Raw genomic sequence first — 13,500 nt, 5'->3', positions numbered from 1 at the left:
CATTCAAAGCTCGGCCCCGCTCAAAAATCACCGACAAAGAGCGACGATGGCGACAAAAAATCGCGGTTTTAACGATTTTTTGTCTCCAGAAGGCAATAAAGGGCGCGCAAATCATTGCGCGCCCTTTCAAAATAGGCAGCTCCAGCCCAGAAACTGGCCGATTTAATTCCTACAAAAGCTGCGGGCCATTCATGGGAGCCCCAAGCCGCAGCAGGCAGCTGCCTTGGGGACGCTGAACAAACTCAGAAAGCGTGCGCCATGCCCACGCCAAACGAAGTCCCCGAGTCAGCTCCGTACTCATAGCTCTTGCGGCCAATGCTGGCGTACAGCGTGCTGCGCTTGGACAGTGCGTAGTCCGCCCCCAGCGAATAAAAGTGATTGGTCTGCTCCTGCATGGTCTGGCGGCCATAGCCCGCCTTCAGCGTGGTCGCACCCATCTGGTAAGTGGCCCCCAGCGTCACCGCCTTGGCAGACAGCGAAGTCTGAGCCACGCGCGAATAGTCCCAGGCAGCCATGACAGCGGCCGCACCAAAGCGGTACTTGGCTGCCGCAAATGTGTCCTTGTCGCCGCTGCCATTGCGCTCGAAGGCCAGCATGCCGCTCAGGCTGTCCGAGTCGTAGTTGAGCGATGCCGAGTAGCCACGGCCTTCGCGACGCAAGGTCAGCGGGGTCTCGGTGCGCTCTGGCGAGGCACTCAGGTGCATAGTGAAGCCGCCGAAGGTCGGCGAGTCGTAAAAGAGGCCATTGGCCATGCGCCCGTATTCGGCCGCGCCGTTGTTGCTGTAACGGTCGGTAGGCGTGAGGTAATGCCACTGGTACCAGGCAGGAGAGGAGATGCGGTTGAAGTTGGCCCAGGGGTCAAACTTCCAGTCCTGCGACCACATGGCCGACAGCGCGCGCCCCATGCGCAGATGACCAAAGCCGCCTTGCAGCCCTACCGTGGATTCGTCATGCCAGAACGGCTTGCTGCCTTGGTCTTCCATGCGCCCAGTGTCGATATCAAAGCGCGCGCTCAGGCGGAACGTGGCCTTGAGGCCGCCGCCCAGATCTTCCCAGCCGGCAATGGCCAGATTGCTGCGCTGAATCGTGCCAGCCTGAGCCGTACCGTCAAAGCCGCGATAGAGGCCACCGTCGATCAGGCCGCCGATGCTAACGCTGGACTGCGCCGCCGCAGGCAAGGTCAGCGACAAAAGAGTGAAACATGTGGAACAAGCAATGCCAATACGCAAGCGCATGCCGGGGGTCTCCTTGAATTGTGCAATATGTGCTCGCCAGGCAAGGCCGGGAGCTTGGGATGGACAGGGTGCACCCTGTGCCAGAGGACAGCCGGACTGTGAGATGGCAGCGCAGCTGCCCATTCCGGCCAAAAAATTGCCTGCGTAAAAAGCAGGCAACCGATGCATTATCAAAGCCTAGGCAGTACCAGGTCCAGCCCTGCGTCAGCTTGGTTCAGCGACCAGGAGCAATACGCGCGCTGGCCCAGATGCGATTCATCTCACTGCAAAAAGGCTGGGCACAGGGGGCCTGCCCTTGATACTGGCAACCTTCCGTCATGCACAAATGCGAGCGGTGCTCACTATTGCGGCGCGGTATGGGCAGGGCATTGGCAGCCTGCGCGGCCGCCATCATCAGCCAGGGATCTGACTTGTTTTGCAGCAGTTGCTGCACCTCTTGCGCCAGCGCGGGCGCAGGCATGGCCAGCGGCAGACCAGCAAGCTGAGCCGGAGTCGATTGAGCTGCTGCGGCGCTGACAGGTTGCAGCTCCAACCAGAGCAAAGCGCTGGTAGCAAGCCCTGAGGCCGCGCCTGCAACAGCCCCTTGCGGCTGCAAGACCAGCGCCAGCGGGCCGCTGGAGAGTGCAGACAGCTCAGCCACCGGCAAGCGCATGGGAGCCATTCCTTGCGCAGGGCTGGCAGAAGGTGAAAGAGAGGGAGAAGGCAAAGCAGCCCCCACCGCCTGGGCCCATGCAGCAGGCACTTGCAGCGTCAGCGAAAAGCCGCGCTCGCCTTGCGGGGTGACCAGCGTGCCTTGCTGCACCAGCCAGTTTTGCAGCAGTGGCAGGCGCGGGGCAGTTGCGGCGGCTGCAGGGCTGTGGCCCGCTTGCTCCAGTGCGGCGGCCGCCGTGGGCGACAGTGCCGCCGCCGTTTGCAAGGCCGAGCTGGGTGGGATGACGCTGGGCGAGGTCGAACCTGATTGCGCTGAAGCCGCCTGAACCAGAGCCTGCATCAACGCCACCGAGCCCTGCTGCCCGGCCAGCAATTGCAAAGGCTGAGTCTGGCCTTGAACCGTGACCTGAATCTGCGCCAGCAGGTTTTGTAAAAACTGTTGCGTGGCCGCAGGCAGACCTTGCGTGGGCCATGTGGCCGCGGGTGCGCCGGGGCTGCCTTGAATTTGCAGGGCCAGCTGGGCAATCAAATGCTCAAAGGCTTGCAACTTGAGGTTTTGCAAGGTCTGCGCTGACCATTGCACGCTGCTCGTCACAGGTGCTGCGGGCTGTGTGGGCTGCACCTGCTCCGTAGCGGGCAAAGCGGCTGCAGGAACCGCCGCCAGCGCGCCCGCAGCCACCTGAGTCTGCCCCGTGGGGACAGAAACCGGCAATACGGGAGTGATGGGGCGCAGGGGCTCAGTCATGGCAGTCCAGAGTCAATCGCAAAACAGGGATTGCGTCATTGTGCAGCCCTGCCAGTCTGCGAAAGAGACTATCAAAAACAGAGCTTCAAACGCTTGATACATAAGCGTTTGAGCCTTGTTTGGCTTGAAATCAGGCTTCCGCCGGATAGAAGAGCTTGCGCGTGGTGGTGCTCTGCACCGCCTGGGCGATGGCACCAATGTGGTCAGGCGTAGTGCCGCAGCAGCCACCCACGATGTTGACCAGACCTTCGGCCGCGAACTCGTGCACCAGGCGGCTGGTGATCTCGGGCGTCTCGTCAAAGCCGGTGTCGCTCATGGGGTTGGGCAGGCCGGCATTGGGGTAGCAGCTGATGAAGGTATCAGGCGCGGCCTTGGCCAGCTCTTGCACATAGGGGCGCATCAGCGTGGCACCCAAAGCGCAGTTAAGGCCAATCGACAGCGGATTGGCATGGCGCACGCTGTGCCAGAAGGCCGTCACAGTCTGGCCGCTCAAAATACGGCCCGAGGCATCAGTCACCGTGCCGCTGATCATGATGGGCAACCGCTGGCCGGTTTGCTCAAACGCTTCATCCACCGCAAACAGCGCGGCCTTGGCGTTCAGGGTATCGAAAATCGTCTCGACCAGAATCACGTCAGCGCCACCTTCGATCAGCGCCAGCGTCTGCTCCAGATAGGCTTTGCGCAGCGATTCAAACGTGACGTTGCGCGCCGCAGGGTCGTTCACATCGGGGCTGATGGATGCGGTCTTGGGCGTGGGGCCCAGAGCACCCGCCACATAGCGCTTGTGATCCGGCGTGCTGTACTTGTCGCAAGCTGCACGGGCCAGCTGGGCGCTTTTCAGGTTCATCTCATAGGCCAGATCGGCCATGTGATAGTCATCCTGCGCAATCGTGGTCGCACCAAAGGTGTTGGTCTCGATCAGATCGGCACCAGCTGCCAGATATTTTTCATGGATGTCGCTAATCACATCGGGACGCGTGATCGACAGCAGCTCGTTGTTGCCTTTGACGTCGTAGGCAAAGTCCGTGAAGCGGTCGCCCGCACCATCGGCACCGGCATAGCCTTGGCCACGGTACTGGGCCTCGCCCAGCTTGAAACGCTGAATCATGGTGCCCATGGCACCGTCCAGAATGACAAGTCGCTTGGCAAGCGTGGCAGGCAGTTCCTGGGCTCGGGTGTAGGCGGGGGTGGTGTGCAGCTGGCTCATAGACCGCCATTGTAGGAAAGCTGGCGGGGTCTGCAGGCCAGCCGGGCATTGCCTGAGCGGCATCGCCTATGCAGATGGATGCCCTGCCGACCAGCGAGACTCAGAACGCACGCTTGGCCATGCGAAAGGTCAGGTTCCAGCGCTCTGCGCCCAGCAGGTGATGCAAACCATCTTTGAGCGGGCTGACGCCATGAAACACCAGCCGCGAAGGCCCGCCCCAGACCAGTACATCGCCATGGGTCAGCACCAACCTCTTGACCGAGTTCTGACGCGCCAAACCACCCCAGAGAAAGGTGCAGGGCAGGCCCAGCGACACGGAGACGATGGGCGCAGCAAAGTCCGTCTCATCCTGATCGCGGTGCAAACCCATGCGGGCACCGGGCTGGTAGCGGTTGATCAGGCAGGCATCCGGCGCAAAGCCCGGATAAGCAGCAGCCGCCGCCGCGGCCACGGCCTGTTCATACAAAAAGGCGGGGATGGCTGGCCAGGCCTTGCCCGTCAGAGGATCGACGGCGCTGTAGCGGTAGCCGTTGGCATCCGATACCCAACCCCAGTCACCAGCATTGGTAATCGCCACCGACATGGATTTACCGCCGGGAACCTGCATGACCCTCAATGCGGCATGCGCCTGCAAGGCTTGAACGGCCTCCATCCAGCGCAGCTCTGAAGTCGCTGCAAAGCCGCGCAGCAGCACAGCGCCCTTATCGATGATTTCGGGCGGCTGGGCTTCGGTCTCGAACAGCGGCAGGCTCATGGCGTCATCATCGCCGATTGCCTAGTAGCAACAATGGGCCTGATGGTTCAGGCTGCGCTCCCCTGGCGCTGCGCAAACGCCAGCACGGCCTGCAGCAGGCGCTGCATGGTGGGCTGAATGCGCGCGGCTGTTGCAGGCAGGTAGTCGAAAGGCATCTGCTCCTGCATGTAGCTGGACTGCGTCATCTCCAGCTGCACGGCGTGAAAGCCCTGCTCAGGCTGGCCGTAGTTGCGCGTGATGTAGCCACCCTTGAAGCGGCCGTTGAGCACGCTGGTGTGGCCGGGTGATTGCTGCGCAATGTCCAGCAGTTGCCGGGCCAGTGCCGCATCGCAACTCTTGCCGTCAGCCGTACCCAAATTCATATCCGGCAGCTTGCCTTCAAAAAAGCGCGGCAGTACCGAGCGAATGCTGTGCGCATCCCACAGCATGGCCACGCCATGCAGGCGCTTGATGCGATCCAGCTCGGCGCGCAGCTGCGCATGGTATGGGTGCCAGTACAGCTCGCGGCGGCGCGCGATCTCGGCATCATCAGGCTCATCCGCCTTGCTGGCATAAAGGGGCTTGCTATCAAAACCATCAACAGGACACAGCCCCGTCACGCTCTGGCCCGGATAGAGACTGGCCCCATCTGGCGAGCGATTCAGGTCAATCACATAGCGCGAATGCGTGGCCACGAGTATGGAAGCGCCCAGCGCCTTGGCAAAGTCGTAGAGCGCTGGCATATGCCAGTCGGTGTCATGCACTTCACGCCCCTCCGGCGTGAGCTTGGCGGCGATGTCGCCCGGCACATGGGTGCCGGTATGCGGCATCGAGATCAGCAGCGGCGCATGGCCCTGGTGAAAGATGAAAGAAGGCATAGGTGCACTCATCACAGCTCGAACACCTTGCCAGGGTTCATCAGCCCAAGTGGGTCCAGCGCCAGCTTGATGGCACGCATGGCAGCCATTTCAGCGGGCGTGCGGCTATTGTTCAGATACGGTTTTTTGTGCAGACCAATGCCATGCTCGGCCGAGACACTGCCCTTGAACTCGCCCACCAACCGGTACAGCTCGGCTTCTACGGCATCGCATTCGCCGTTCACGGTGGCCCCATCCACAGACACATGCAGATTGCCGTCGCCCACATGGCCGAAGTACAGCGAATGCTTTTGCGGCCAACGCGCAGTAAAGGCGGCTTCGCAGGCATTGGCAAAACGGCCAATATCGGCCTGCGGCAGGCTCACGTCGAAATTGATGGCCGGGTGCATATTGTTGTTGAGCTCGGCCGGGGCTTCGCGCAGCTTCCACAGCTGCTGGGCCTGCGCCACAGACTGGGCGACGATGGCATCAAGCACCTCGCCTGCCTCCATGGCTTCCTCCAGCACTTGCTGGATATCGTCCTGCAGTTGTGCCTCGTTCTTGCCATCCACATTGATCAGCGCCAGCATGGGGTGGCGCTCGGCAAACGGAGCCGAGAGTTTGAGCCAGGAAAGCGATGCCTGCACAAAGCTGTCCCACATCAGCTCATAAGCTGCCACGCCGTTGCCAAAGTGCGATTGCATGCGCCCCAGCACAGCCAGGGCCGTGTCAAAGTCAGGCATGGCGACCAGCGTGGTAGCCGTGGCCTTGGGCGCGGGGCGCAGGCGCAGCAGCACGCGGGTGATGACGCCCAGCGTGCCTTCAGCGCCGATAAAAAACTGCTTCAGGTCGTAGCCCGTGTTGTTTTTGATCATGGGGCGCAGCATGGGCAGCACCGAGCCATCGGCCAGCACAACCTCCAGCCCCAGCACCTGCTCGCGCATCATGCCGTGCTGCAGCACGCCGTTGCCACCGGCATTGGTCGAGACATTGCCGCCAATCTGGCAGCTGCCGCGCGCACCCAAGTCCACGCCAAACACCATGCCTGCGGCCACAGCAGCCTCTTGCACGGCCTGCAGCGTCACCCCGGCCTGCACCTGCATCAACCCCATCTGGGGGTTGATGTCTTCAATGCGGTTCATGCGGTCCAGCGACAGGGCCACCGCCTCCTGTGTGGGCGTGGCAGCGCCAGCCAGCCCGGTCATGCCGCCTTGCGGCACCACAGCCACCTTGTGCGCCGAACACACACGTAGCGCCGTGCTGACTTCCTCAGTGGTGCGCGGGCGCACCAGCGCCAGCGGCTGTTGGGGCGGCGTGCCGCTCCAGTCCGTGTGGTAGCGCCTTGGCACATCGGCACCGCTCAGCACCACGTCGGCACCGAGGGTGGAAATCAGTTCTTGAATCAATTGTTCTTGGGACATCAGCAACCTTTCACGCCACCGCACTGAGCCTTGATCAGCAGGCCATGGCCTGAATATTCGCGGGGAGCGTGTTGACACGGGGAGATGTCTTGATTGTGCGGGGTAGACACAGGTCTCACGCACTGGGAAATACTTAATCCCTTATCTGCTGCAACTTTGCACCCCTATAGCGGCAGACCCGCATTTGCTGGTGTAATTCAACCCATGGTCACACACTCTTCCATGTCGCTGCACGGGAAAATTCTCACCGAGATTGAGCAAAACATTCTCAGTGGCCGCTGGCCGCCCGGCTACCGTATCCCCTCTGAGATGGAGCTGACAGTCCACTACGAATGCTCACGCATGACGGTGAGCAAGGCGCTGAACAAGCTGGTTCAGTCCGGCCTGCTGGAGCGCAAGCGCAAAGCGGGCAGCTTTGTCACCCGCCCGCACACCAGCTCGGCCGTACTGGAAATTCCGGATCTGCGCCAGGTGGTGCTGGGCATGGGGCTTGAGTACTCCAGCCAGCTACTCAGCCGCAAACAGCGGCGCAGCACGCGTGATGACATGGAGGCCATGCGCATGGCCAAGCCCGGCCCTATCGTCCATGTGCTGTGCCTGCACATGGCGGGGCAACGGCGCTTTTGCATAGAAGACCGCCTGATCAACCTCGAATCCGTTCCCGATGCAGAGCACGAGTCGTTTACCGAGCACAGCCCCAGCTCATGGATGGTGAATCATGTGCCGTGGAGCTCGGCCGAGCACCGCATCCGCGCCGAAGCGGCGAGCGAGGAAAACGCAACCCGGCTGGAGATTCCCCCCGGCTTCCCCTGCCTGGTGATTGACCGCCGCACTTGGACGGGCCAGTTGCCCATCACCTTTGTGCGCCTGACCTACCCGGCCGACCTGTACGAACTGGATGCGCACTTCTCGCCCTCCACCATCGCTCCGGCAACCTGATTGCGCATAACCCGGCTTGTGCACCACGCCAGAGTGCGGCGCACAATAGGGCACATTTTTGATGCTTGTTTTTATTGAATAAACTGGCTTCCAACCCTTATTCAACAAGCGTTAACAGCTATCAATTCAAGAGTACCCGGTGTCTTCCGCGCAATCCATTCTGCAAGCCGTTTTTGGCTACGAGCAATTCCGTGGCCCCCAGCAGGCCATCGTCTCGCATGTCATCAACGGCGGCGATGCACTGGTACTCATGCCCACGGGCGGCGGCAAGTCGCTGTGCTATCAGGTGCCGGCCATTGCGCGCCAGCAGCTCGGCCATGGGGTAACGATTGTGGTGTCGCCGCTGATTGCGCTGATGCACGATCAGGTCGGTGCGCTACACGAGGCAGGCATCAGCGCCGCCTTTCTGAACTCCACCCTCAGCTACGACGAAACGCAGGAGGTAGAGCTGCGCCTGCAAAGCGGCGACATCACCCTGCTTTACGTCGCGCCTGAGCGGTTGAACACGCCGCGCTTTCTGGGCCTGCTGGATGATCTGCTGGCGCAAGGCAAACTGTCACTGTTCGCTATCGATGAGGCGCACTGCGTAAGCCAGTGGGGCCACGACTTCCGCCCCGAATACCGCGCCCTTACGGTGCTGCACCAGCGCTTTGCAAGCGTGCCACGTATTGCATTGACGGCAACAGCTGATGCGCTGACGCGCGCCGACATCATCGAGCGCCTGCAGCTTGAGGCCGCACAGCATTTCGTCAGCAGCTTTGACCGGCCCAATATCCGCTACAAGATTGCCGAGAAAAAAGACGTCAGCAACCAATTGCTGCGCTTCATTGAACGCGAGCATGAGGGCGAAGCAGGCGTGGTCTACTGCCAGTCACGCAAGCGCGTAGAAGAGCTGGCCCAGACGTTGGCGCAAAGCGGCATCAACGCCCTACCCTACCACGCTGGTCTGCCCCAGGAAGTGCGCCAGAACCATCAAGACCGCTTTCTGCGCGAAGAAGGCGTGGTGATGTGCGCCACTATTGCGTTTGGCATGGGCATCAACAAGCCCGATGTGCGCTTTGTCGCCCATGTGGACATGCCCAAGAACATCGAAGGCTACTACCAGGAAACTGGCCGCGCGGGCCGCGATGGTCTGCCTGCCGATGCGTGGATGGCCTATGGCCTCTCCGATGTGGTCAACCAGCGCCGCATGATTGACGAGAGCCCTGCAGAAGAGCAATTCAAGCAAGTCATGCGCGGCAAGCTCGATGCGCTGCTGGGCTTGGCCGAGGCCACAGACTGCCGCCGCATACGCCTTCTGGCCTATTTTGGCGAGCAATATGGGCAAGAACCCAGTCTGGACGGCAAGCCGCTGCAGGCCGTGGGCCGCACCCATTGCGGCAACTGCGACAACTGTCTGGAGCCGCCTGCGCTCTGGGATGGTACGGACGCTGCGCGCAAGCTGCTGTCCACCATTTTCCGCGTGCATGAAGCCAGCGGCCTGACTTATGGCGCTGGCCACATCATGGATGTGCTGCGCGGTAAAGAAACCGACAAGGTGGCCCAGTTCAGCCACGAGAAAGTCTCCACCTTCGGTATTGGCAAGGATTACTCGGAGCCACAGCTGCGAGCCGTGATGCGCCAGTTGCTGGCGACAGGCGCACTGGGCCTGCACAAGGTGGTGAGCGAAAACAGCGGCCATGTGTTTGACACCCTGTGCCTGGCCGCAGGCTCCCGCGCTGTGCTCAAGGGCGAGGTGCAGGTGCAGTTGCGCGAAGCCGTTGCCGCATCACGCAGCAAAAAACCAAGCAAGAAGTCTGCTGCCAATGCAGCCGCCATCAACCTGGGGCCAGATGCGCAAGTGCGCTTCATCAACCTCAAGGCCTGGCGCGCCGAGGTGGCCAAGTCGCACAATCTGCCGGCCTATGTGATCTTCCACGATGCCACGCTGGCATCGATTGCCGAACTCAACCCCCAGTCGCTGCAGGAGCTGCAAGGGGTGAGCGGCATGGGTGCCAAAAAGCTGGATGCGTATGGAGCCGAGGTGCTGCGCGTGGTGGCTCTGGGCTAAGCTACGGCACTGGTATCAGCGCCAGCGCTATCCAAGTTGTGCCGACTTGGACATCTCCACAATTCCCACACAAATGCTCGACAGCCCGGAAATATTGCAGCCTCACACTGCAGCCGCATACCGTTTACCGGATTCCTTTTTGCGGAGCATTTTCTGCTGTGATCAATACTGCCCAATTGCTGGCTGACGAAGCCAAATACTGCTCGTTTGGCGACACCGTCCACTACGTCAATCCCCCGAAGATTTTCACAGGCTGCGATGGCAGCTATATGTACGACGACTCAGGCACCGCCTACCTCGATCTGCAGATGTGGTATTCAGCCGTCAACTTCGGCTACAAGAACAAGCGTCTTGAGCAAAAGATGATCGAGCAGCTGCAAGAGCTGCCCCAGGTGGCAAGTCAGTACCTGCACCCGACCAAGATTGAACTGGCCAAGTTCATCGCCGAAGACGCCAAGAGCAAATGGGGCAATGACGGCCGCGTGCACTTCAACGTGGGCGGCGCACAAGCCATTGAAGACTCGTTGAAAGTGGTGCGCAATGCCACCGGCGGCAAGAGCCTGATGTTTGCCTTTGAAGGTGGCTACCACGGCCGTACGCTGGGTGCTTCTTCCATCACCTCCAGCTACCGCTATCGCCGCCGCTTCGGTCACTTCAGCGACCGCGCTCAATTCATTCCCTTCCCATACCCCTTCCGTCGCCCCAAGGGCATGACCGCTGAAGAGTATGCAGATTCGATAGTGCGCGAGTTTGCCCGTAAGTTCGAGAACGAATATCACGCGGTCTGGGACCCCAAGACCAACCAGTGCGAATACGCAGCCTTCTACATCGAGCCCATTCAGGGCACCGGTGGCTACGTCATTCCTCCTGCCAATTTCTTCACCGGTCTGAAGAAGGTACTGGACGACCACGGCGTGTTGCTGGTGGTCGATGAAATCCAGATGGGCTTCTGGCGCACGGGCAAGCTGTGGTCTGTGGAAAACTTCGGCATCAAGCCCGATGTGCTGGTGTTCGCCAAGGCACTGACCAACGGCCTGAACGCACTGTCCGGCCTGTGGGCCCGTGAAGAGTTGATCAACCCCACCGTGTTCCCACCGGGATCCACGCACTCCACTTTTGCCTCCAACCCGCTGGGAACGGCTCTGGGTCTGGAAGTGATGCGCATGACGCACGAAATGGACTTCGGTCGCCAGGTGTGCGAATCAGGTGCCTACTTCCTAGAAGGCCTGAAGGAGCTGCAAAAGCGCCACAAGGAAATCGGCGATGTGGATGGCATGGGTCTGGCACTGCGCGCCGAAATCTGCACCGAAGACGGCTTTACACCCAACAAGGCACTGCTGGACAAGATGGTGGACATCGGCCTTGAAGGCGGTCTGGAATACCAGGGCCAGAAGCGCGGCCTGGTGCTGGACGTGGGCGGCTACTACAAAAACGTGATCACCTTCGCGCCTTCGCTGATGATTTCGCGCCCCGAAATCGATGAAGCCATGGCACTGCTGGATCAGCTGCTGACCAAAGCTAAAAAGGGCTAATCCCCTGAGCGGCTTTGCCGCTCCCTCCCTCTCGTGTTGCATTCGCCATGCGGGAGAGGGGCAACGCTTTCGCTGCCAGGTGGCTCTTGCCTGGCGTCTCTGCCACGGGTCACGCCGGCTGCGCTGGCATGATGGAATTTTCAAAACAATAATGAGCGCGATGGCATCGCAAAGTTTGCGCAACCAGCTGGAGCCTGACGGACTGCTGCAGCAATTCACCCAGCACCCCCCGAAGGATTCACGCTGCTGAGCCACGGTCCGGCACTCGCATTCACCGCGCCATTTGACTTGCTGACAACTGCAGATGACGCGCTCAAGGCGCGTTTTTTGTCGTTACCGGGCGGCCCATGGCTGCGTTCAAAGCTCACGCTGCAAACCAACTTTATCGGCACCACCGTCAGCGAATATGCGCTGCTGCCTCAAGGCATTACTGCAAGCACTCTGGCGCAGCAATTGCGCGCCATGGCCGGTCGCACCTTGCTGACCATCGTCAAGGATTTGCCGCAGACATCGCCGCTGCTTTCTGAAGATGAAAACCGCTTCTCCAGAGAAGTTGCTCTAGCGCTTTCAGAACAAGGTTTTATTGCACTGGAAGGCCAGGCACTGGCTTATGTGCCCATCACTTTTGCCAGCCTTGATACGTATCTGGCCGGCCTTTCAAAAAACCGCAGAAGCAGCCTCAAACGCAAACTCAAAAGCCGCGATCAGCTGAGCATAGAGCGCATTCCCACCGGCCCAGCATTTGCTGATGAAGCACGTGTAGATGCCTACTACACGCTGTTTGATGCCGTGTATGCGCAAAGCGAAATTCACTTCGACAAGCTCACGCGTGCTTTCTTTGCCGACCTGCTGCGTGATGGGGGCAACGGCGGCGTCGTTTTTGAATACCGCGATCTGGAAAGCCGTGCCTTGCTGGGCTGGAACCTATGCTTTGAGCATGGCGGCAAACTGATCGACAAATACATAGGCCTGTCCTACCCGGCAGCCCGCGCAGCCAACCTCTATTTTGTAAGCTGGATGGTCAATCTCGAATACGCTCTGGAACGCGGCCTCAGCCACTATGTGGCGGGCTGGACCGACCCCGAAGTCAAAGCACAGCTGGGCGCCAGTTTCACCATGACGCAGCACCTGGTCTTTATCCGCAACCCTGTGCTGCGAGCCTTGGGAAGACGTTTTTCCAGACTGTTTGAAAACGATAGCCAGTGGGGCCAAAAAGCATGATGCGACTACCCCCCCTGTTGTTCTGGACGTCGATGGATCGGTCGGCCCACTCAGCCATGAGCTGCGCCTGCCGCTGTCCGACTGGCAAGAGCAGGTGCGCTTTGGCTGCAGCCTGCGCAGCTTCAAACGCTTCACCGCCGCCATGCACGACAACCTCCCGCCCTTGCATGGCACCGTGCTCATGGGCAGCGGTGACTTTCACCACCTGAGCTGGCCGCTGATTGAGCGCTGCATTGCCCAGAACGGCTTTACGCCCAAGAACCCTTTACGCGTGCTGGTGCTGGACAACCATCCAGACAATATGCGCTTCCCCTGGGGCGTGCATTGCGGCTCATGGGTGCGGCGTGTGGCCATGCACCCAGCGGTATCGCAAGTGCATGTGGCGGGCATCACCTCGCAGGACATTGGTTCAGGTCACGCCTGGGAAAACTATCTGCGTCCACTACGTGCTGGCAAGCTCACTTACTGGAGCTGTGGCGTTAACACCAGCTGGGCCAAAAAAATCGGTGCCAGCAAGGCATTTCGCAGTTTTTCAAGCATCGCCGAGCTGGTGCAGGCGCTGTCACTTCAAATGAGCGAATGGCCGCAGGACACCTATCTGAGCATTGACAAAGACGTCTTCGCACCCGAGGTCGTACGCACCAACTGGGATCAGGGCCAGATGCTTGAAAAACAGGCCATGGGCCTGATCGATGCACTGCGCGGGCAGATCATCGGAAGTGACATTACCGGCGATGTGTCGTCATGGCACTATTCCACGTGGTGGAAGCGCCTGATGAGTGCAGGCGACGGTCAGGATACGCAAATTGATGCCGAGACGCTGGCTGCCTGGCAGGCTGGGCAGCATGGCTTGAACCAACGGTTGGTGCAGCGGATAGCGGCCAGCAGCACGAGTTAGAGCGCTTCACT

General features: G+C 60.4%; 10 protein-coding genes and 1 pseudogene. 5 read left to right on the top strand and 6 right to left on the bottom strand.

The window, feature by feature from the left end; all coding sequences use genetic code 11:
* Positions 1 to 242: 242 nt before the first annotated feature.
* The 6 genes from CLU84_RS20305 to CLU84_RS20280 form a co-directional block, all read right to left on the bottom strand.
* On the bottom strand, positions 243 to 1,235 hold the full coding sequence (locus CLU84_RS20305) for a porin (protein ID WP_099740080.1): 993 nt from the start codon (positions 1,233 to 1,235) through the stop codon (positions 243 to 245).
* A gap of 214 nt (positions 1,236 to 1,449) precedes the next feature.
* The gene (locus tag CLU84_RS20300) at positions 1,450 to 2,631 is read right to left on the bottom strand and encodes a Fe-S oxidoreductase (protein ID WP_099739797.1); all 1,182 of its coding nucleotides are present in this window, start codon (positions 2,629 to 2,631) and stop codon (positions 1,450 to 1,452) included.
* Positions 2,632 to 2,761: 130 nt separating this feature from the next.
* Complete coding sequence (locus CLU84_RS20295; RefSeq protein ID WP_099739795.1) at positions 2,762 to 3,838, bottom strand: homocysteine S-methyltransferase family protein; 1,077 nt, start codon at positions 3,836 to 3,838, stop codon at positions 2,762 to 2,764.
* A 100-nt stretch (positions 3,839 to 3,938) separates the two neighbouring features.
* The gene (alkB, locus tag CLU84_RS20290) at positions 3,939 to 4,592 is read right to left on the bottom strand and encodes a DNA oxidative demethylase AlkB (RefSeq protein ID WP_099739793.1); all 654 of its coding nucleotides are present in this window, start codon (positions 4,590 to 4,592) and stop codon (positions 3,939 to 3,941) included.
* Positions 4,593 to 4,639: 47 nt separating this feature from the next.
* Entirely contained in the window at positions 4,640 to 5,449 is an 810-nt protein-coding gene (gene hutG / locus CLU84_RS20285; protein WP_233210322.1) for an N-formylglutamate deformylase, read from the bottom strand.
* A gap of 11 nt (positions 5,450 to 5,460) precedes the next feature.
* Positions 5,461 to 6,849, bottom strand: coding sequence for an FAD-binding oxidoreductase (locus CLU84_RS20280; protein ID WP_099739789.1), 1,389 nt, complete (start codon positions 6,847 to 6,849; stop codon positions 5,461 to 5,463).
* 204 nt (positions 6,850 to 7,053) lie between these two features.
* On the opposite strand from CLU84_RS20280, the gene hutC reads away from it, so the two are divergent.
* From hutC to CLU84_RS20255, 5 genes and pseudogenes are all read left to right on the top strand, one after another.
* A complete protein-coding gene (gene hutC / locus CLU84_RS20275) occupies positions 7,054 to 7,788 on the top strand; it encodes a histidine utilization repressor (RefSeq protein WP_233210321.1) in 735 nt (244 codons plus the stop codon).
* Between the two features lie 139 nt (positions 7,789 to 7,927).
* Positions 7,928 to 9,838, top strand: a complete 1,911-nt coding sequence (recQ, locus tag CLU84_RS20270; RefSeq protein WP_099739786.1) for a DNA helicase RecQ — start codon at positions 7,928 to 7,930, stop codon at positions 9,836 to 9,838.
* Positions 9,839 to 9,996: 158 nt separating this feature from the next.
* Positions 9,997 to 11,370 (top strand): aspartate aminotransferase family protein, encoded by a 1,374-nt coding sequence (locus tag CLU84_RS20265; protein WP_099739784.1) that lies wholly within the window; start codon positions 9,997 to 9,999, stop codon positions 11,368 to 11,370.
* Positions 11,371 to 11,530: 160 nt separating this feature from the next.
* Positions 11,531 to 12,591, top strand: a pseudogene (locus tag CLU84_RS20260) (peptidogalycan biosysnthesis protein).
* Positions 12,557 to 13,489 (top strand): hypothetical protein, encoded by a 933-nt coding sequence (locus tag CLU84_RS20255; protein WP_233210320.1) that lies wholly within the window; start codon positions 12,557 to 12,559, stop codon positions 13,487 to 13,489. Before CLU84_RS20260 ends, CLU84_RS20255 begins: the two are co-directional and overlap by 35 nt.
* Positions 13,490 to 13,500 lie beyond the last annotated feature (11 nt).

Source organism: Comamonas sp. 26 (genome assembly GCF_002754475.1).
Lineage (GTDB): Bacteria > Pseudomonadota > Gammaproteobacteria > Burkholderiales > Burkholderiaceae_C > Comamonas.
This window is presented reverse-complemented; position numbering and strand designations above follow the sequence as displayed.